General features: G+C 40.7%; 18 protein-coding genes and 1 riboswitch. Of the genes, 6 read left to right on the forward strand and 12 right to left on the reverse strand.

Going from position 1 to position 19701, the window contains the following annotated elements; translation table 11 throughout:
• Positions 1–235: 235 nt before the first annotated feature.
• From MTP09_RS01985 to MTP09_RS02000, 4 genes are all read right to left on the reverse strand, one after another.
• On the reverse strand, positions 236–1396 hold the full coding sequence (locus MTP09_RS01985; protein ID WP_243550146.1) for a trans-sulfuration enzyme family protein: 1161 nt from the start codon (positions 1394–1396) through the stop codon (positions 236–238).
• Between the two features lie 115 nt (positions 1397–1511).
• Positions 1512–3050 carry an ACT domain-containing protein gene (locus MTP09_RS01990; protein WP_243550148.1) on the reverse strand — a complete coding sequence of 513 codons (1539 nt, stop codon included), beginning with the start codon at positions 3048–3050 and terminating at the stop codon, positions 1512–1514.
• Between the two features lie 9 nt (positions 3051–3059).
• The gene (locus MTP09_RS01995; protein ID WP_243550149.1) at positions 3060–4022 is read right to left on the reverse strand and encodes an alpha/beta fold hydrolase; all 963 of its coding nucleotides are present in this window, start codon (positions 4020–4022) and stop codon (positions 3060–3062) included.
• A gap of 55 nt (positions 4023–4077) precedes the next feature.
• A riboswitch (SAM riboswitch) is annotated at positions 4078–4184 on the reverse strand.
• A gap of 167 nt (positions 4185–4351) precedes the next feature.
• Positions 4352–4495: a type II toxin-antitoxin system HicB family antitoxin gene (locus MTP09_RS02000; RefSeq protein WP_243550151.1), complete on the reverse strand. Its 144-nt coding sequence runs from the start codon at positions 4493–4495 to the stop codon at positions 4352–4354.
• A gap of 349 nt (positions 4496–4844) precedes the next feature.
• Between MTP09_RS02000 and MTP09_RS02005 the strand changes: the two genes are divergently transcribed.
• Entirely contained in the window at positions 4845–7214 is a 2370-nt protein-coding gene (locus tag MTP09_RS02005) for an MGH1-like glycoside hydrolase domain-containing protein (protein WP_317618766.1), read from the forward strand.
• Between the two features lie 70 nt (positions 7215–7284).
• Here the strand turns inward: MTP09_RS02005 and MTP09_RS02010 are convergent, their stop codons facing one another.
• Entirely contained in the window at positions 7285–7707 is a 423-nt protein-coding gene (locus MTP09_RS02010) for an OsmC family protein (RefSeq protein ID WP_243550153.1), read from the reverse strand.
• A 100-nt stretch (positions 7708–7807) separates the two neighbouring features.
• On the opposite strand from MTP09_RS02010, the gene MTP09_RS02015 reads away from it, so the two are divergent.
• Complete coding sequence (locus MTP09_RS02015; protein ID WP_243550155.1) at positions 7808–8095, forward strand: GNAT family N-acetyltransferase; 288 nt, start codon at positions 7808–7810, stop codon at positions 8093–8095.
• Positions 8096–8127: 32 nt separating this feature from the next.
• Here MTP09_RS02015 and MTP09_RS02020 read toward each other — a convergent pair whose 3' ends face one another.
• The 3 genes from MTP09_RS02020 to smpB all read right to left on the reverse strand — a co-directional run bounded on the left by MTP09_RS02020 (position 8128) and on the right by smpB (position 10990).
• Positions 8128–8868, reverse strand: a complete 741-nt coding sequence (locus tag MTP09_RS02020; protein ID WP_243550157.1) for a YebC/PmpR family DNA-binding transcriptional regulator — start codon at positions 8866–8868, stop codon at positions 8128–8130.
• Positions 8869–8963: 95 nt separating this feature from the next.
• Entirely contained in the window at positions 8964–10454 is a 1491-nt protein-coding gene (locus tag MTP09_RS02025; RefSeq protein ID WP_243550159.1) for an OmpA family protein, read from the reverse strand.
• 77 nt (positions 10455–10531) lie between these two features.
• The gene (gene smpB, locus MTP09_RS02030; RefSeq protein ID WP_243550161.1) at positions 10532–10990 is read right to left on the reverse strand and encodes an SsrA-binding protein SmpB; all 459 of its coding nucleotides are present in this window, start codon (positions 10988–10990) and stop codon (positions 10532–10534) included.
• 170 nt (positions 10991–11160) lie between these two features.
• Between smpB and MTP09_RS02035 the strand changes: the two genes are divergently transcribed.
• Entirely contained in the window at positions 11161–12783 is a 1623-nt protein-coding gene (locus MTP09_RS02035) for an ABC-F family ATP-binding cassette domain-containing protein (protein ID WP_243550163.1), read from the forward strand.
• 323 nt (positions 12784–13106) lie between these two features.
• Positions 13107–14828 (forward strand): single-stranded-DNA-specific exonuclease RecJ, encoded by a 1722-nt coding sequence (gene recJ, locus MTP09_RS02040; protein ID WP_243550165.1) that lies wholly within the window; start codon positions 13107–13109, stop codon positions 14826–14828.
• 90 nt (positions 14829–14918) lie between these two features.
• Here recJ and MTP09_RS02045 read toward each other — a convergent pair whose 3' ends face one another.
• Entirely contained in the window at positions 14919–16070 is a 1152-nt protein-coding gene (locus tag MTP09_RS02045) for a hypothetical protein (RefSeq protein WP_243550167.1), read from the reverse strand.
• A gap of 80 nt (positions 16071–16150) precedes the next feature.
• On the opposite strand from MTP09_RS02045, the gene MTP09_RS02050 reads away from it, so the two are divergent.
• Together MTP09_RS02050 and MTP09_RS02055 are read left to right on the forward strand one after the other, a co-directional pair.
• Positions 16151–16669: an NAD(P)H-dependent oxidoreductase gene (locus MTP09_RS02050; protein ID WP_243550169.1), complete on the forward strand. Its 519-nt coding sequence runs from the start codon at positions 16151–16153 to the stop codon at positions 16667–16669.
• On the forward strand, positions 16669–18507 hold the full coding sequence (locus MTP09_RS02055; RefSeq protein ID WP_243551563.1) for a monovalent cation:proton antiporter-2 (CPA2) family protein: 1839 nt from the start codon (positions 16669–16671) through the stop codon (positions 18505–18507). Before MTP09_RS02050 ends, MTP09_RS02055 begins: the two co-directional genes overlap by 1 nt.
• A 19-nt stretch (positions 18508–18526) precedes the next feature.
• On the opposite strand, the gene MTP09_RS02060 is transcribed toward MTP09_RS02055, so the two are convergent.
• The 3 genes from MTP09_RS02060 to MTP09_RS02070 are packed head-to-tail and all read right to left on the reverse strand — an operon-like array spanning position 18527 to position 19667.
• Positions 18527–19105 carry an acyl carrier protein phosphodiesterase gene (locus tag MTP09_RS02060; RefSeq protein ID WP_243550171.1) on the reverse strand — a complete coding sequence of 193 codons (579 nt, stop codon included), beginning with the start codon at positions 19103–19105 and terminating at the stop codon, positions 18527–18529.
• 3 nt (positions 19106–19108) lie between these two features.
• Positions 19109–19447 carry a type II toxin-antitoxin system PemK/MazF family toxin gene (locus tag MTP09_RS02065; RefSeq protein ID WP_243550173.1) on the reverse strand — a complete coding sequence of 113 codons (339 nt, stop codon included), beginning with the start codon at positions 19445–19447 and terminating at the stop codon, positions 19109–19111.
• The gene (locus MTP09_RS02070) at positions 19431–19667 is read right to left on the reverse strand and encodes a hypothetical protein (RefSeq protein WP_243550175.1); all 237 of its coding nucleotides are present in this window, start codon (positions 19665–19667) and stop codon (positions 19431–19433) included. Before MTP09_RS02070 ends, MTP09_RS02065 begins: the two co-directional genes overlap by 17 nt.
• Positions 19668–19701: the final 34 nt, after the last annotated feature.

Consider the following 19701-nt stretch of genomic DNA (forward strand, 5'->3'; position numbering starts at 1 on the left):
TGCACTCTTTGAACTTTTCAAACAACATCAAACCCTTAAACTGTCTTTTTTTTGCAATTTTACCCTTTTTTTGCTTGATTTTCAATTTATGACGCGCCTTTGCGTGAGGGCGAAGGCAATTGTTGGAGCTCTTTTTCGGGCGGCGGCTTCGCCGCCCGAAAAAAGCGACTTGCCGTAGACCGACCTGTTTTCAGCGAAGGGAAAAAGCGCGGGAAAAACAGGGCACGCCCAAATATTAATCCAACGCCTGTTTCAAATCGGCGATAATGTCTTCCACATTTTCTAAACCGACCGAACATCTCACCAAACCTGCGGAAATCCCAACCTCGTTTCTTTCTGCATCCGAAAGTTTGGAATGCGTGGTGGAAGCGGGATGTGTAACAATGGTACGCGTATCGCCAAGGTTGGCTGAAAGCGAACACATCTTGATTTTGTTGAGGAAATTTCTGCCGCCTTCAATTCCGCCTTTTACTTCAAAAGTAACGATATTTCCGCCTAATTTCATCTGTTTTTTGGCAATTTCGTAACTTGGATGTGATTTCAGGAAAGGATATTTCACGAACTCTACATTTGGATGATTTTCGAGAAACTCAGCGACTTTCAGTGCGTTTTCGCAGTGTTTTTCTACTCTTACCGCCAATGTTTCCAAGCTTTTGCTTAAAACCCAAGCATTGAAGGGCGATAATGAAGGTCCCGTTAATCTCGAAAAAGAATAAATTTCCTGAATCAAATCTTTTCTACCTACACAAACTCCTCCTAAAACACGACCTTGACCGTCAATAAGTTTTGTAGCGGAATGTACAACCAAATCAGCTCCATATTTAATCGGCTGCTGAAGATAAGGCGTTGCAAAACAGTTGTCTACAATAAAAATCAGGTTATGTTTTTTCGCAATCTGTCCGAAATATTCCAAATCCAAAACTTCAATCGCGGGATTGGTTGGCGTTTCGAGATAAAGGATTTTTGTGTTTGGTTTGATGTAATTTTCAACATTTGCAGAATCATCGGCTTTAAAATAAGTCGTTTCGATATTCCATTTTGGAAGATATTTCGTGAAAAGTGTGTGTGTCGCCCCGAAAACCGACTGACAGCTCAAGATGTGATCGCCCGAATTCAGCAGGGCTGCAAAAGTGGAATACACTGCTGCCATTCCAGTAGCAAAAGCGTAACCTGCTTCCGCACCTTCCATTTTGGTGATTTTATCAATAAATTCGTTGGTGTTCGGATTGCTGTAACGGCTGTAAAGATTTTTCTCCTTCTCCTCCGCGAAACTTGCACGCATATCCTCGGCTTCATCAAAAACAAAGCTTGAAGTGAGAAAAATCGGAACGGAATGTTCGCCATACTGACTTCTTTCTGCTTGAGAGCGTATTGCTAATGTTTCAAAATTTTCCATAATATTGGGTTTTTTAAGGAAGACCGGCAACAAGGTCAAACTGCTCTTTTCTTTAAAAAATAATTAATCCTTTCATTTTACTTTTTAATAGCCTTGTTACCTGAACTTTCCTGTTTTATTTATTTTCTGAAATTCTTAAAATGTCCCCAAAAACGCCCCGCGCCGTAACTTTTGCGCCTGCGCCTGCGCCCATAATTACTATTGGGTTTTCACCGTAACTTTCAGTGTAGATTTCAAAAATGGAGTCTGAACCTTTGAGTTGTCCGAGTGCTGAACTTGCAGGAACCGAAATCAGTTTCACGTCGAGTTCGCCTTTTTCCTGATGAAGATCGCCGTGTAAATCGCCTACGTAACGCAAAACGTGGTCAGGCTCCTGATTATCTTTTATTTTCTGATATTCTTCATCGAGTTCAGGAATTCTTGAGATGAATTCTTCTTTTGAAATATCAAGAAGATTTTCAGGAATAAGATTCTGAATGTTGATGTCTGAAAACTCGTTAATCAGGTCAAGCTCGCGCGCCAAAATCAGAAGTTTTCTTGCTACATCATTTCCTGAAAGGTCTTCGCGAGGATCGGGTTCTATAAAACCTTTCTCCATTGCCTCGCCAATAATGGTTGAAAATTTATCGTCACGAACCGAAAAATTATTAAAAATATAACTCAGTGAACCGGAAAAAACGCCTTTAATTCTCGTAATATTTTCGCCTGAAAGATGAAGTAATTTAATCGTATCAATCAATGGCAAACCTGCACCAACATTGGTTTCGTAAAGGTATTTCTTATTGTTTCTAGAAAGTGTCGTTCTGAACGTTCGGTATTCATCAATCGGCAAAGTGTTGAAAATTTTATTGGACGAAACCAGGTCGAAGCCGTTTTCTGCGAGTTTGTGGTAGTTCCTCACAAAATCCTTTGAACCCGTGTTGTCCACAGCGATCAGATTTTCCAACTGATTTTCTTTCGAAAAGCGAATGAGTTCATCCACATCCGAATTTCTTTCTGTTACCGACACTTCGTTATTCCAATCATTTCCGATTCCTTCGCGGTTCAGAGCCATTTTTTTAGAATTGGCGATGGCTACAATTTTCAAGTCGAGTTTCTTTCTCCGCCTGATTTCTTCCGAACTTTCCAAAACCTGGTTGATCAAAGTTCCGCCTATATTTCCGTGACCGATGATGGCGAGATGTACGGTTTTTGGTTTCCCAAAAATTTCAGTTTCGATGATGTTTTTCGCTTTCTCGTCCTGACTGGAACTTACCACAATATTCACCCGGTTTTCTGATGCGACCTGGTTCAGAATCAGTGGAAAGATATTGTTTCGTCCCAGCTCCTGCGCAATTTTCGTGTAGTCATTGGTTACAAATCCGATGACCGAAACATTGTTGATGCTGTAAATCATCTTTACTTTCCCCGATTTTCTTTCTTCGGAAAACTCTTCAATAAGGCAGTTTACGGCTTTTTCAGCATCTTTTTCATTGACCAAAACCGAGATCCCGTTTTCAATCGCCTGTTGCGAAATCACACCGACACTGATTCTTGCATAAGTTAGCGCCTTGAAAATCCGTCCGTCAATTCCCACTTCTCCGAGAAAATTCTTTCCTTCGAACCGAATGATCGATCTGTTCTTAATCAGTTTTATTTCATTTCTTCCTTTCATATATAGATTCTATTTAGCAATTGCTGCAATTTCGCAGAATAGTGGTTTTAAGATTGTATTCAGTTGGTCATATTCCATCAAAAAAGCGTCGTGACCGTGGATGGACTTGATTTCCCGATAATGAATATTGTTGGTTTCTTTCAGCAAATCATTAGTTTTTTGAATTTCAAAAGCGGGAAAAAACAGGTCGGAATTAACTGCTACCAAGTGTATTTCTGCAGAAATCTTCTTTAATTTTGATTCATCTGCATTGATCGTCATCAGCAGGTGATTCATGAGGCGATATGCCTTTAAACTAAATCTTTCGTTTAAAGATTTTGCGTGATAATTGAGCCAGTCGTGAGATTTTAGAATTTCGGGATTTTGAAGTTTTTCCCCTTTAAATCTTAAATTCAATGATTGCGGAGTACGATAACATAACATCGCATGAATCCGAGCTTTCTCCAATGGTTGAGTTTCAGATTCCAGCAGAAACTTCTGGACTAAACACTGTGAATGAAGCCAATCCGAAGTTTTGTAATCGCAGGCAACCGGAATGAATTTTTTTGCAAGATGATTTTCAAGAGCCAGCATTTCCCAACCGATTGCTCCGCCAACAGAACCGCCGATGATGGCAAAAAGTTTAGAAATTTGAAGAGATTTTAATCCCAAAAGAAAAATTTTAGCAATATCAACAGTTCTAAAATCCGCATAATGATCAATGGAGAAACCGTCGTATCCATTTCCAGGAACGTTAAAACAAATCACGGTGTAATGATTGGTATCAATCGTTTTGCCTTCACCTACCAAAGTTTTCCACCAACCACTTTCTCCAGCAGCGGTGGAGTTTCCAGTCAATGCGTGATTCACCAACACGACAGGTGCGGTGTGCAGAGGTTTTCCGAATAATTCGTAACTCAAAGAAATATCGAGAGTATTTCCCGATACGGTTCTAAAATTCTGTAAAGTGATATGTTGCAGCGAATTTTTCAATTTCTAAAAACTTGGTTAAAAATTGAAAATGCTACCTAAGAAAGTAATGAAGTCCGTGTTATCTCCCTCAAAAAAACTGAGTAGAATTTAGCACCTTTCCGCTTTCGCGGGAGGTTGCCAAGGTTTCACAGGGTCTATTCCCTCCACCTTTCTTGATAACATTTTCAATATGTAAATGAACAAATCTGACGCAAAAGTAGGGCAAATTTTGCGAACTGCAAATTTTTACAAGATCTTTTGTAAAAAATTTAATCCTCAGAAAAGATAATTTCCTTGTTTTTCAGGTTGGCCGCTTCTTTATCTTTGCCGATTTCTTTTAAGCTTTTTACTCACACCTCAATAAGAAGACGAATTTTGTCGAAAAGTTCCTCAATCGTTTTACCTTCCGACTGGATCCCGTCAAGTTCACGCGAATATCCGGAATATCCGCGAAGTGTTGGATGGTTAATAATGTGGATGCTGCTGGTTTTCATTTTATTTTAATATGACTTAAAATTAGTAATTTATTGATTTTCTTGGTGTTAAATATTATTCATTTCCCGTTTAAAAATAATTAACCAAAAAAAATATAAATTCGCATTATGAATGCAGAAAAAGAGCGGTTACAAAACCCCGACTGGAAAAATTGGGGACCTTATGTAAGCAATAGACAATGGGGAACGGTGCGAAGATTACAGTCCGAACGGAAACGCGTGGGGTTACACCACTTATGACGACGCGATCAGCAGAGCTTACCGCTGGAGTGAAGACGGAATTGCAGGAATCTGTGACAGCAAACAGCGGCTATGTTTTGCGTTCTCATTTTGGAACCGAAAGGACAAAATGATCAAGGAGCGGTTTTTCGGATTAAGCAATTATCAGGGAAATCATGGGGAGGATCTGAAAGAAATTTATTATTATCTCGACAACACGCCGTCTCATTCCTATATGAAGATGGTTTATAAATATCCGATCGACGAGTTTCCTTACGATGAATTGATTACTGAAAACGAAAGACGGTCCAAAACAGAACCTGAATATGAAATCGCTGAAACAGGGATTTTTGACAAAAATGAATACTTCGATATTTTCATTGAGTATGCCAAAATCAATCACGACGATATTCTGATCAGAGTTACTTGCTGTAACAGAAGTGGCAGTAAAGCGCCATTGGTAATTCTTCCGACGGTTTGGTTCCGCAATAACTGGAAATGGGGATATGGAACTTATATTCCAAAACTAAAGTCTTCGGTGAAGGGAATGATTGATATTGAACACGGCTCGATTCCTTTAAGAAAACTGTACTCAAGAGATCCCAATACTGAAGCTCTTTTTTGTGACAATGAGAGCAACCCTGAAATTATTGCCAATACCGAAACAGATTTCAAATTTTTCAAAGACGGCATTAATAACTTCCTAATTAATGGGGATAAAAATACCATTAACCCTGAAAAAACAGGCACCAAAGCTAGCTTCTTTATCGACACTGAAATTCAAGCTGGCGAAAGCAAAACCTTTGATTTCCGGCTTAGTCCGCATGAAATGGAAAATGCCTTTTTTGATTTCGACGAAGTTTTTAGTTTAAGAAAGAAAGAAGCAGATGATTTCTATGCGGAGCTTCAATGTGACATTGAAAACGAGGAAGAAAAAAATATTCAAAGACAAGCATTCGCAGGACTTCTGTGGAATAAGCAGTTCTATCATTATACCGTCTCGAAATGGTTGAAAGGTGATCCCAAACAGGAAGTAACAAGAGATTTCGACCATTATGTTAGAAATACGGAATGGGAACATATGCAGAATAAAGACGTCATTTCCATGCCCGATAAATGGGAATACCCTTGGTTTGCGACTTGGGATTTGGCGTTTCACTGCGTTCCTTTTGCACTGATTGATGGCGGTTTCGCTAAACATCAGCTGAAATTGCTGACCAAAGAATGGTACCTGCATCCGAACGGACAGCTTCCTGCGTATGAGTGGGATTTCAGCGACGTGAATCCGCCCGTTCATGCGTGGTCAACATTCCGGGTTTTCAAGATTGATGAAAAAGTAAACGGAAAAGCCGACATTCCTTTTCTGGAAAGTGTATTCCAAAAGTTGCTGCTCAACTTCACGTGGTGGGTGAACCGAAAGGACAAAAAAGGGAACAATGTTTTCGGCGGCGGATTCCTCGGTCTTGATAACATCGGCGCTTTCGACCGAAATATGCAGTTCAAGAACGGCGACCATTTGGAGCAAGCCGACGGAACAAGCTGGATGGCGATGTTTGCGCTGAATATGATGCGGATCGCAATGGAATTGGCGCTCCATAATCCGGTTTACGAAGATATGGCGATCAAGTTTTTTGAGCATTATCTGTACATCGCGGAAGCAATGGAAAATCTGGGTGAAGGAATTGACGGACTGTGGAATGAAGAGGATGGTTTTTTTTATGATGTACTGCAACTGAACAATGGCGAATCTATTTCACTGAAACTGAGAAGTATCGTTGGTTTAATCCCCATGTTTGCGGTGGAAATCATCGAGCGAGACACATTGGATAGACTCCCGAACTTTACCGCTAGAATGGAGTGGGTTTTGAAAAATCGGCCGGAACTTGCGAATCTCGTTTCGCATTGGGAGGTGGAAGGAAAAGGCGGAAAACATTTGATGAGCATCCTTCGAAAAACCCGTCTCAAAAGAGTTTTGAAGAGAATGGCAGATCCGAATGAATTCCTGTCGGAGTACGGAATTCGCTCGATGTCTAAGATTTATGAAGAAACCCCGTTCAAATTTTCAACCGACGAGCATGAATATGTTGTGAAATATATGCCCGCAGAAAGCGACAGCCGAATGTTTGGAGGCAACAGCAATTGGCGAGGTCCGATCTGGTTTCCGATTAATTTCCTGATTGTCGAAAGTTTGCAACGATATCATTTCTACTACGGTGAAAGCTTGCAGGTAGAATACCCGACGGGAAGTGGCGAAATGAGAAATCTTGATTTTGTAGCAGAAGACCTCAGCAAAAGGTTGCGCTCAATTTTTATTAAAGATGAGAACGGAAACCGAGCTTTCAACGGAGGAAACGAAATGATGAATCACGACGAATTCTTCAAGGACTATATCATGTTTTACGAATATTTCAACGGTGATACCGGAAAAGGAATCGGCGCTTCGCACCAGTGTGGATGGACTGCAACCGTCGCGAAGTTGATACAGCCGAGATGGAGGTAGATTTGCGATGCAGTGGTTCAGTGGAAAAGTGGTCCAGTGATTCAGTAGTAGAATCGATCACTTTCACTTGTTAATCAACTTTTTCGTTGTTTACATAAACACTGTATTCTACAGTTACATTGGGTTCAAAAGTTTTGGAAACTGAGCAGTATTTCTCAAATGAAAGTTCAGCAGCTTTCCGGGCTTTTTTAGGATCTATTTCACCTTCCAGAAAAAATTTCACTTGGATTTTCTTGAAAGGTTTTGCGTCATCTACCTGTACTCTTTCTCCTTCGACTTCTGCAGAAAAGGAGGTGATATGTTGTCTTTGTTTTTTCAGGATAGAGACTACATCAATCCCGCTACAGCCGGCAACTGCCATCAATACACTTTCCATCGGCGAAACCCCTTTCGCGTTTGGTTGTGAGGTGTTATCTAAAAGAATTTTGTTTCCTGCAGAATTGGTGCATTCAAAAAGGAAATCGTCGTTAATGCGGTTGAGTTTAATTTTCATCGTCAATATTGTTCAATAATGTAAAAATAGTGAAACAGCTTCGGAATACTTTCAGAATTTTTATTTTTATTTTGTAATTTTAAAAAAATAAAAAATTAAGATGAAATTTGAAAATAATAAATCTGGAAATGGTGGCTTTATTTCCCTTAATAATGAAACCGAAGAAGTAGGAAGACTTACTTACACTATTTTCCCCGAACTTCAAAAATTAATTATTTCATTTGTTCTGGTTCACCCAAAATTTGAGGGGAGGGGAATGGGGAAATTCCTCGTCGAAGAAGCGATTAAGTTTGCTCGCGAAAACAGTTGGAAAATCTACCCTCACTGTTCCTATGCACGTTCAGTAATGCAACGCCTGAGCGACGTTGATGACATTCTCTTAACATAAAAAAAACCGGGTTTGCTACCCGGTTAGTTTATTTATAAAGATTCCATCTGTTCATCGGTGATTTCCATGTTGTGGTAAACATTCTGCACGTCGTCATCTTCCTCAAAACGTTCGAGCATTTTCATATTTGCTTTGAACTGTTCGTCCGTCACTTCTTTCGTATTGTTGGGAATCCGCTGCAGTTCGCCACTTTTCGCCTCTATTCTGAGTTCGTCAAGCTTATGTGAAAGATGTCCGAAGTCTTCAAATGCTGTGGTCACCAACACTTCTTCGTCATCGCTTTCTATATCTTCAGCGCCACCGTCGATCATTTCCATTTCAAACTCTTCCCAATCCATTTTAATCACGGATTTTTCAATTGAAAAAATTCCTTTGCGATCAAAGATAAAGGCGAGTTCCCCATTTTTCCCAAGATTACCGTCAAACTTGTTGAAAATTGCTCTTACGTTTGCCACTGTCCTAGTTGGGTTGTTTGTGGTACATTCCACAAAAAAAGCAACACCTCCCTGTCCGTATCCTTCATAAGTGATTTCCTCGTAATTTTCAGCGTCTGCACCGCTTGCTTTTTTTATCGCTCTTTCTACATTATCTTTTGGCATGTTTGCACCCTTGGCATTTTGTATGCATCTTCTGAGTGCAGGATTAGAGTCTGGATCAGGTCCGCCAGCTTTTACAGCGAGCGCAATATCCTTCCCTATTTTTGAAAATGTTTTGGCCATTTTGTCCCAACGAGCCATTTTTGAAGCTTTTCTGTATTCGAATGCGCGTCCCATATTTTCTTAAAATTGTGATTGCAAAAATACGAATTAGTTCACAAAAAAACACCCCCAAAACTCGAGGGTGTTTATTATTTAGAAAACTTTTTTAATTATTTTCTTTTTTTAGCTGGAGCTTTTTTCTTAGCTGGAGCTTTTTTCACTGGAACTACTACATCATGTTTTTTGTATGTACCCCATTCAGTAGCATCTTCGATTGCTCTTACAACAACTTTTCTGTCTTGTTGTCTTTCAGCGTCTGTTGCAGTTTCAGGAACTACAGCTTTCGCTTCACCAACACCGATTGATTTCAATGCACCTGGATCAACTCCTCTTGCGTCTAATGCGTTAACTACAGCTTGCGCTCTTCTTCTTGAAAGGTCTAAGTTATATGCTTCAGAACCTTTTTTGTCAGTTTGACCTTCAAGTAGGTAGTTACCACCGTCAGTTTTGATGATTGTAGCAGCAGCATCCAATCTTGCGCTAGATTGCGGAGTGATTGTAGCTTTGTTGAAATCGAAATAGATGTTTTTCAATTCACCTTCAACTTCAGAAGCTGTTACAGATTTAGGTTTTGGACAACCGTTGTACTGTGGAAGACCTGGAACTGTAGGACAAGCATCGTCTTTATCAAGGATTCCGTCACCATCAGTATCTGGCCAAGGACAACCGTTGTTTTCAGCTGGACCTGCTACTGTAGGACAAGCATCGTCTTTATCAACTACACCGTCACCGTCAGTATCTGGCCAAGGACAACCATTGTTTTCTTTTGGTCCTGCTACATCTGGACATTGATCATCGATATCTGGGATTCCGTCACCATCAGTATCAGGACATCCTTGGAACTCAGCTAAACCTGGAGTATCTGGACATCTGTCTTCCTTATCTGGGATTCCGTCTTTATCTCTGTCAGTATTTCCGAATCTGAACAATAGGGAAGCAGAAGCTTGCCAGAAGTTAGCGATATCGGATTTGTCGATAGGTGTAGCTACATAATCACCTTGGATTCCTAAACCAAAGTTTTTAGTCAACCAGAAGTTAGATCCTAAACCACCAGCAACTGTGAAGTGGTCTTTTCTTCGTTGAGTAAATGGTTTGTTTTCAGAGAAACCAGGATATACATGATTATGATACATATCTGTCACTGGGAAATTCACCCCTGAATAATCATGTCTCAAATAGTTTGCTCCGATTCTTAAATATGGATCAAACCAAGATTCTTCGTTCCAAAGACTGTTGAATTTGAATTGAAGACCTAAACCAGTCTGAAGGAAAAATTCTTTTCCCATGTTGATTCTCTTGTTGTCGATGTTACCAACGGTGGTTTGCCAGTCTAGAACTAAGTATTTGTTCAAGCTTCTTGCAACTGTCAATTTTGACAAAGGAGGCATAATCGTGAAATAGTTCATATGGTACAAACGGTTAGCATCTTCGCCACCAAATGCACTTCCAAGAACTTTTCCTGCACCACCTGCACCAACGGCAACGTGATTTACTCCGTGTGCACCAACTCCGATTAACCACGGATTGTTGGTCGTCTGAGCGAAAACAGTAGAGGCAACTGTAAGTGCCAATGCTGAAATTCCTAATTTTAGATTTTTCATAGAATTAAATGATTAAATAATTGATAATGCAAAATAAATATAATTTTTCTTTATAAACAAAGATTTTCCGAGTTTTTTTAACTTTTCTTTAATAGTCGGTCGAGATTCCTTTTATTTTCTCTCTCTTTAATACTCTCCCTTTTATCAAAGAGTTTCTTACCGCGAGCAAGAGAAATTAGAAGCTTGGCTTTTCCTTTTTGGTTAATGTATAGTTTTAAAGGTATAATAGTATTGCCAACATCCTTCAGTTTTTTTTCAAACTTCAACAGCTCCTTTTTGTGTAAAAGCAATTTCCGTTCCCTTTTTGTTTTATGGTTATAAAAAGTTCCCAATTTATACTCGTCAATCATCATATTGATGATGTATAATTCACCGTCGATGAACTGGCAAAAAGACTCCGTGATGCTCGCTTTGGAAGACCTCAAAGATTTGATCTCAGTCCCTGTAAGAACCATGCCTGCCTCGATTTCCTCCAATATTTCATATTCGAACCGGGCTCTTTTATTTTGAATATTTATAGATTTTTCGATCTTCATTTTTCCCAAAAAAAACATCAATTTTTTTTATGTTAATTTTTTTAAATTTTAACATTTCACGATTCTCAAATTTTTGATTTTTTGATGAAAATAATCAAATTTTCACCGATACATCTCTACTTAAAAACCCGTTTTCTTTTCGTATTTTTGCCGCAAATTTACAAAACTATATGTTAACAGTATCTAATTTATCTTTACAGTTCGGAAAAAGAGTACTTTTCGATGAAGTAAACATCATGTTTACCAAAGGAAACTGCTACGGAATTATCGGCGCGAATGGCGCTGGAAAATCCACTTTCCTCAAAATATTAACCGGAAAACACGAAGCAACTTCTGGAAACGTCTCCTTAGAACCCGGTAAAAGAATGTCGGTTCTCGAGCAGGATCACTTTGCTTACGATAACTACACCGTTCTGGAAACCGTTTTAAGAGGTAACAAAAAACTTTTCGACATTAAGGAAGAAATGGACGCTCTCTACGCAAAAGAGGATTTCTCTGATGCCGATGGAATCAAAGCAGGCGAACTCGGCGTAATCTACGACGAAATGGGTGGCTGGAATTCCGAATCCGACGCGATGACGATGCTCTCCAATGTTGGGATCAAAGAAGATATGCATTACCAAATGATGGGCGAGCTTGAAAATAAGGACAAGGTAAAAGTTCTTCTTGCACAGGCGCTGTTCGGAAATCCCGACGTACTCATCCTCGACGAACCTACGAACGACCTCGATATCGACACCATTTCCTGGCTCGAAGATTTTCTGGCAGACTATGAAAATACCGTGATTGTTGTTTCTCACGACCGTCACTTCCTCGATGCGGTTTGCACGCACATCGGCGACCTCGACTATTCGAAACTCAACCTTTATACAGGAAATTATTCCTTCTGGTACCAAGCTTCGCAGTTAGCGACAAGACAGCGTCAACAGCAGAACAAAAAAGCCGAGGAAAAGAAAAAGGAACTCCAGGAATTTATCGCGCGTTTCTCTTCCAACGTGGCTAAAGCAAAACAGGCAACCGCACGTAAGAAGATGATCGACAAACTCAATATCGAAGACATCAAACCGACCTCCAGAAGATATCCCGCCATTATTTTCGATACCGAAAGAGAAGCAGGGGATCAGATTCTGGAGATCAAGGGACTCGAGAAAACCAAGGATGGCGAACTCCTTTTCTCCAACATCGACCTCAACCTCAAAAAAGGCGATAAAGTTGCGGTACTCTCCAAAAACTCTTTGGCGGTTACTGAATTTTTCGAAATCCTTGCAGGAAACTCAACACAGGATAAAGGAACGTACAATTGGGGAGTTACCACGACGCAATCTTACATGCCGCTCGACAACTCCGACTTTTTCAAAGAAAATATCAACCTCGTCGATTGGTTGCGACAATTCACTAAAAACGACGAAGAACGCCACGAAGAATTTATGCGCGGATTCCTCGGCAGAATGCTCTTCTCCGGAGACGAAGCCCTAAAATCCTGCACTGTACTTTCAGGAGGAGAAAAAATGCGCTGCATGTTCTCCCGAATGATGCTCCAGAAAGCCAACATCCTTTTGATGGACGAGCCAACCAACCACCTCGACCTCGAAAGCATCACCACGCTCAACAACTCGCTCGTGAGTTTCAAGGGAACCATCCTCCTTTCCTCACACGACCACGAAATGCTCGAAACAGTGTGTAACCGAATCATCGAACTCACCCCGAAAGGAATCATCGACCGCGAAATGACTTACGACGAATACCTTCAGGACAAAAAAGTGAAAGAACTGCAACAGCAAATGTATTCATAAATACGAAGTACGAAGTACGAATTAAGAAATGGTCGCTCAAGAAATTGGGCGGCTTTTTTTGGATCAACCCGATTCCGCATCCTTTCAATCGGGGACCGGCTTTCACTACTCGCTTTTTTTCTTTTCCCCCAAGCTTTTCCATTGCCAAAGAAAAAGAAAAAAGAGCTCAAACATGCCGTTCAATCCGGGCTAAAACAACAGAAATCGCTTCTTACCAAGGAGCTGCGTTGTTAAGGATTTTCTTCAAAATAAACTTCCATATTTATCGAAAAGGTGATTTCCCCCTGCAGAATTTCCAACTATTTTGAGTATTTTTGTAAACTATGAATCAAAAGTGGATCTACAAACCCGAACCTGATGAAGATATCGTGGACGGACTAAGTTCGTCGCTCGGTTTTGGAACTTTTGAATCCAAAATCCTAGTTCTTCGCGGCATCGACAATTACCAGAAAGCACGCGAATTCTTCAAGCCCAACCTCAACGATATCCATAATCCTTTCTTAATGAAGGACATGCAAATCGCCGTTGACAGAATTGCGACCGCCATTGAAAATGGTGAAAAAATATTGGTTTATGGCGATTACGATGTGGACGGAACCACCGCGGTTGCCTTAATGTACCTCTACCTCAGCAAAATCGTCGAAAAAAAATACCTCGATTTCTACATTCCCGACAGAAATTCCGAAGGTTACGGAATCTCGACCGAAGGAATCGACTTTGCGAAAGAAAACGACTTCTCATTAATTATTGCTTTGGATTGTGGGATCAAGGCATTAGACAAAATCCAGTACGCAAAAGAAAAAGGAATCGACTTTATCATTTGTGACCACCATTTACCGGGCGACGAAATTCCCGACGCAGTCGCTGTTCTCGATCCGAAAAGAAAAGACTGCAGGTATCCGTTCAAAGAACTCTCAGGTTGCGGAGTCGGCTTCAAACTTTGCCAAGGTCTAAACACCATCTACAAGATTCCAGAAGCAGAATTGTTCGAACTTACTGATCTTCTGGCGATTTCGATTGCTGCAGATATTGTTTCAATGACTGGCGAAAACCGCGTTCTTGCAAAACAGGGACTGAAAGTTTTAAGAAAAACCCGAAACCTCGGATTGCGGCTTTTGATTCCGGAAGACAAACTCGCAACTTTCGATATTTCCAACATCGTTTTTGAAATTGCACCGAAAATCAACGCCGCGGGAAGAATTTCTCACGGGAAAGCCGCAGTGGAATTAATGGTTTCCGACAACCTGAAGCACGCACACCAAATCGTAAACGACATCGTCAATCTGAACGATTCCCGCCGCGAAATGGACATGAGCAGTACAACCGAAGCTCTTTTACAAGTAGAAAAAACCGGGCAAGTCACCAATTTTACCACCGTAGTTTACGACCCTGAATGGAACAAAGGTGTGATTGGAATTGTAGCTTCACGACTGACAGAAACTTATTACAAACCGACCTTGGTTTTCACCGACGGGAACAATGGCGAAATGGTTGCTTCAGCAAGATCCGTTTCCGATTTTGATGTGCACGACGCGCTGGAAAACTGTTCCGACCTTTTTCTGAAATTCGGTGGACATCCCGCTGCAGCAGGACTCTCAATGGCGAAAGATAAATTTGATCTCTTCAAGGAAAAATTTGAAAAAGTAGTTGCCGAAAAAATTCAGGAACACCAGAAAGAACCGAGTGTCACCATCGATTCTGATGTAGAGATCGACGAGCTGAACAAGGATTTTTTCAACTTCCACAGAAAATTGGCGCCGTTCGGTCCGCATAATATGAAACCGATTCTGGTACTGAAAAACCAAAAAGTTTCCGGATACGTGAAGACAATGGGAAAAGACGGAAGTCACCTGAAATTCTATATTAAGCAGGAATCTACGGGGAGAAATATCGAGTGTGTCGGTTTCAAGTTAGGGAAATATGCAGACGATTTCCGTGAGAAAACATTCGACATTGCTTTCACTGCGGAAGAAAACCATTGGAAAGGAAACGTTACCTATTACCTGAATATTCGGGATGTGAAGTTTTCTGAAGCTTTGGATTAAAGAGATTGCACACCTACGGCGTGCCTTGAATTCAAAACAAATTTTTTGGCTACACAGATATTATTCCCACGGAATAAAGTTTCGTTAATCCTACAGAATTCTATGCCGCTCAAAAGTTTTCGTGCGGTCGAACAGATAGCGGTACGTCGCTAATTTTCTGGTAACTTCAGTTTCAAGGTTTTCTGCGATCTTCATCATTTTCGGATTGAAATCTCCGATCCACTGCATTTCGTAATCCTCGAAATCGGTGGTTTTGCGGAAATGTTTTGTGCCTTCCCAAATCATATAGCCGTCGATTCCCTTTCTTTGCCATTCGGGAACGATCCCGAAAACCAGTCCAATCATTTTCCTGTTCTTGGTAAATTTTTTCACCAGCAAAAATTTCAGTTTCTGCCAAATCCCGAATTTTCCGTCGAGATGTTTGAACCATTGGTTCAGGTCGGGAATGTTCATCCACATCGCGATCGGTTTTTCGTTTTCGTAGATGAACCAGGAAATATGTTCGTTGATGATCGGCTTCAAAGAATTGAAAAGTTTCAGTGTCTGTGTTTCGGTGAGCTGTTTTCCTTCTCCGTGACTTGCCCACGCTTTATTGTAAACTTCGGTAAAATCTTTGGCGAATTTTCCAAGGTCTTTAACTTTCAGTCTTTTTGAGGAAATATTTTTGTTTTTGGAAATCCTTGCGTGCATCTCCATGAAATTTTCGGCAACCGAATCGTGCACTTTCCTGCCAAAACACAATTGGTTAAAGTAAATCTCGAAACCATAATTTTCGAAAAGATTTTTATAATAAGGAGGGTGGTAATTCATCCCGTAAAGTGGCTCGCTGAATCCTTCGATGAGTAGTCCCCAGAATTTGTCGCGTTCACCGAAATTGATCGGTCCGTCCATCGCCTCCATTCCTTTTTCGGCGAGATGGTTTTTAGCGAAATCAAAGATGAAGTTTGCGGTTCGCTGGTCATTGATACAGTCGAAAAAACCGATTCCTCCGGTTGGCTGTTCCTGTCGGTATTTTTTGTTGATGAAGATGGCGACTTTGCCCACTGTTTCATTATTCTCATTCAAAAAAAGAAACCGCTCACATTCGCCGGAACGGAAAAACTTATTCTTCTTTTTGTCGAAAACCTCCTCAATATCTTTATCTAATGGTCGGATGTAATTTTTGTCATCGCTGAAAATCCGAATAGGAAAATCCAAAAATTCTTTCCGCTGTTCGTGGGAAACCACCTGTACTGCCTTCATATCTCAAAATTAAAAAAATATTTACCTTAACGATAAAATACCTCTGATTTTTTCATTAATTTTATAGAAAGTTACCCACTTTGAAAAAATCACTGGTTCTTTTCGCCCATCCCTATTTCGAATATTCTACGACCAACGTTGAATTAATCAAGGTTTATGAGGAATCGGGCAGTTTTGAGTTTAGGGATCTTTACGAGGAATATCCTGATTTCCATATCGCCACTTTTCGGGAAAGAAAACGGCTGCCAAATTATGACCGCCTGATTTTTCACTTTCCATTGATTTGGTTTGGTGTTCCGCCGCTTCTAAAACTTTGGATGGATGAGGTTTTCGATATGAATTGGTTTTCTGAGGACGATCATCCTTTAAGCAACAAAGATGCGGTAATCATTGTAACCATCGGTGGCAAAGAAGAAAATTATTCTACAGAAGGACTTTATGAAACCACAATCGATAATCTCATGCAGCAGCTGACGCTTTCTCTAAAAGTTTACAATATCGAGGTCCAGGAAATTATCGCGGTTCATGATGCGGATGATTTGGATCAGGAACAACTGGAAAAAATCTGCCAAGAAATTAAGAAAAAACTGGAAATATGATGGCGGAAAACTCACTCGCATATACTGCACTCGTATTTTTAGGAGCGGCGATCGTGATGGTTCCGCTGGTTCGTCGGCTTGGTCTGAGTTCTGTGATTGGATTCATTCTGGGCGGAATCATCATCGGTCCTTTCGGCTTAAAATTAACCGGAAGAGAAGCTGCAGACATTATGCATACTGCGGAATTCGGAGTGATCATGTTGCTTTTTCTGGTCGGTTTAGAAATTGAGCCAAGAAAATTCTGGGTCATCCGTAAAAAGATTTTCGGGATGGGTTTGAGCCAGGTTGTGATTACCGCACTTATTTTGTTTGTCATTTTCTATTTTGCAAAATGGCGTCCCGATCAGGCGATTGTCGCGGCATTGTGTTTCTCGCTATCATCCACGGCGATTGTTTTGCAAACCCTGAAGGAGAAGAATATTTTCCGAACCGACGCGGGTGAAGCTTCATTTTCGATTCTGCTTTTTCAGGATATTTCGGTGATTCCGATTCTGGCTCTGCTTCCCATCATTGCAAAAAAATCCGACGAAGATGAAAACCAGATCCTCCTGCAGTATCTTCCGGATTGGTTGCAACCGTTCTCCATTATTTTGGGAATTGCACTTTTGATTTTCATGGGAAGATATGTCTTTGTTCCATTTTTAAGGTTTGTTTCCAGATCGGGGATGAACGAGCTATTGACTGCATCTTCACTTTTCCTCGTTATCGGAGTTTCCGAACTGATGTATTCTGCGGGTTTAAGTGCGGCACTAGGAGCGTTTATCGCTGGCTTAATGTTGGCGAACAGTGAATTTCGACACGAATTGGAAAATCAGATTGAGCCGTTCAAGGGACTGCTTCTCGCGCTTTTCTTTGTGAGCGTGGGATCAACCATTAATTTTCATGTGATCATGCAGGATCCGATGTTTATATTCACGGTTGTCGTGGTCGTACTCATTGTAAAGTTTTTGGTTTTGTACGGCATCGGGAAGTTTTTCGGGTTAAAGACGAACCAAAATCTTCTCGTGGCATTCGCGCTTTCACAAGTGGGTGAATTTGCCTTTGTACTGGTGAATTATTCCACAAAACTCTACTTGCTAAGTCCACAATTGACGGCGCAACTGATGGCGGTCACTGCAATTACTATGTGTATAACTCCTTTGCTTTTAATTCTTAATGAAAAGCTGATCGAGCCAAGGACGACTTTTACCAAAAAAGAAGAAAATAAACTGGGACCGATTGTGCAGCAAAAAATAATCATCATCGGTTTCGGGCATTTCGGAAGCACTGTTGGCCGACTTTTGAGAGTGAATGGAATTCGTGCCACGGTTTTAGACAACGATCCGGAGCGGGTGAATCTGCTTCGTTCACACGGCTTCAAGGTGTATTATGGTGATGCGACCAAACCTAGAGTTCTTCGTTCAGCTGGAGCAGAAACTGCAGACATTCTCATTCTGTGCCTTGATAACGCCGAAAGCAATAAGTTTATTCTGACCTACGCCCGAAAGAATTATCCGCAGCTGAAGATTTTTGTAAGAGCCAAAAACCGTCTCGATGCTTATGATTTCCTCAACAATGGCGTTGATAATATTTACCGCGAAACTTTGGGAACCGCTGTTGAAATGGCAGTAGATGTGCTGAAAACTACGGGAATGCGTTCATACGCAGCACGAAGATTGGGACGAAGATTTATGCTCATTGACAAAGCGATGGTACGAAAACTCGCAAAAGAGCAGCTTCAGGACAACGTAACTTTCACGATGAAGCAGTCATTAGAACGGGAAGCAGAGCTCCTTGCAGAAGACAGCCACTCCTTCGACGAATCCCAATGGAATGAGAATGAGGAATATATGAATTAAGACTGCTTAAAATTTTCTTCTATTTAATAAAATTTTCGTTGATCGCAAAAATATGCTGCTGCAGTTCGGGGAAGAACCGGTCGAACTGTATTTTCAGCTCGGGTTTGTTACTGAGGAAAGTTTCGAAAACGGGTAGGTCTTTCTCCAGATATTTGGCTTTGTTGAGGACGTTTTGGATTGAAAATTTAATTCCCCAATCTTCACGGTAATTGTAGAGCCAGTTGTCTTTTTCCATTTTTTCCAGCATCAGAATGAGATTGATGGGAAGGAGTTCCCGGTATTTTCTGAAAGTATTGTACACTTTTTGGGAATGATCGAAAAGTTGTTTTTCTGGGATTGAATTGGCGAGGAAATAATCAAAACTTACATCGACGAACGCTCCTGAATACAGACGGACAAGCGGACTGAACACTTTCTTCGCCTCCGAAATTGCAGGATGTGAATCGGTAAACGTATCGATTTCGCGGTGGAGGGTAATTCCTTCTTGAATTTTTTCCGGAAACGAAAAGCGCTCGCTGTTTCGGATAAAGTCTTCGAGAAACTGTCCGACTATTTGCTCGTCGGTAAAAGTGAGGTAGGAGTGGGCGAGGAAATTCATTGATTACAAATCGAGGACGATTTTCAGGTTTCTCTTAAGTTTTGTTGCTTGTATTTCGTTTAACATTCCAATTCTTTTGATGAAACGGTCATTGTCTATTGCACGGATTTGGTCGACTAGAACATCTGATTCTGCGCTCAATCCATTAATATCTGCAGAAAGCCGCAATCGCAGAATCTGGGAGTTTTGCAAATTCGTTGTGATGGGACAAATAATCGTTGATGGATGTGCAATCTCGTTCAGGTCGTCGGTTTGAATGATTACAACCGGGCGAACTTTTCCTGCTTCTGTACCGAATTGTGGCTCCAAATCGGCGAGCCAAATTTCATTCCGGTATTTCATCTTCCAGTGCTTCAAATTCTTTTAAAACCTTCATTGATTCTTCACGTACCAATAGCGATTCTTTTTTCAGCTGAGCTCGCAGCATTTCTCTCTGTTGAGCTTTATTATAGAAATCGATCGCTTCGTTGATGTAGCGGTTTCTGGGCTTTTTCTTGGTTTTGAGGATGTCTTCAGTTTCCCTGAAAATATCGTCATCGATCTTTAGCGAAATAGTTTTCATATTAATTTGGTATATACTTTTTGGATATACAAAT

The sequence above is a fragment of the Chryseobacterium suipulveris genome (assembly GCF_022811685.1).
Taxonomy (GTDB): Bacteria; Bacteroidota; Bacteroidia; order Flavobacteriales; family Weeksellaceae; genus Kaistella; species Kaistella suipulveris.

Coding starts and splice junctions, on each gene's coding strand:
- MTP09_RS01985 (WP_243550146.1), bottom strand. CDS start 1,396: ATGGAAAATTTTGAAACATTAGCAATACGCTCTCAAGCAGAAAGAAGT.
- MTP09_RS01990 (WP_243550148.1), bottom strand. CDS start 3,050: ATGAAAGGAAGAAATGAAATAAAACTGATTAAGAACAGATCGATCATT.
- MTP09_RS02000 (WP_243550151.1), bottom strand. CDS start 4,495: ATGAAAACCAGCAGCATCCACATTATTAACCATCCAACACTTCGCGGA.
- MTP09_RS02005 (WP_317618766.1), top strand. CDS start 4,845: ATGATCAAGGAGCGGTTTTTCGGATTAAGCAATTATCAGGGAAATCAT.
- MTP09_RS02010 (WP_243550153.1), bottom strand. CDS start 7,707: ATGAAAATTAAACTCAACCGCATTAACGACGATTTCCTTTTTGAATGC.
- MTP09_RS02015 (WP_243550155.1), top strand. CDS start 7,808: ATGAAATTTGAAAATAATAAATCTGGAAATGGTGGCTTTATTTCCCTT.
- MTP09_RS02020 (WP_243550157.1), bottom strand. CDS start 8,868: ATGGGACGCGCATTCGAATACAGAAAAGCTTCAAAAATGGCTCGTTGG.
- MTP09_RS02025 (WP_243550159.1), bottom strand. CDS start 10,454: ATGAAAAATCTAAAATTAGGAATTTCAGCATTGGCACTTACAGTTGCC.
- smpB (WP_243550161.1), bottom strand. CDS start 10,990: ATGAAGATCGAAAAATCTATAAATATTCAAAATAAAAGAGCCCGGTTC.
- MTP09_RS02035 (WP_243550163.1), top strand. CDS start 11,161: ATGTTAACAGTATCTAATTTATCTTTACAGTTCGGAAAAAGAGTACTT.
- recJ (WP_243550165.1), top strand. CDS start 13,107: ATGAATCAAAAGTGGATCTACAAACCCGAACCTGATGAAGATATCGTG.
- MTP09_RS02045 (WP_243550167.1), bottom strand. CDS start 16,070: ATGAAGGCAGTACAGGTGGTTTCCCACGAACAGCGGAAAGAATTTTTG.
- MTP09_RS02055 (WP_243551563.1), top strand. CDS start 16,669: ATGGCGGAAAACTCACTCGCATATACTGCACTCGTATTTTTAGGAGCG.
- MTP09_RS02060 (WP_243550171.1), bottom strand. CDS start 19,105: ATGAATTTCCTCGCCCACTCCTACCTCACTTTTACCGACGAGCAAATA.
- MTP09_RS02065 (WP_243550173.1), bottom strand. CDS start 19,447: ATGAAATACCGGAATGAAATTTGGCTCGCCGATTTGGAGCCACAATTC.
- MTP09_RS02070 (WP_243550175.1), bottom strand. CDS start 19,667: ATGAAAACTATTTCGCTAAAGATCGATGACGATATTTTCAGGGAAACT.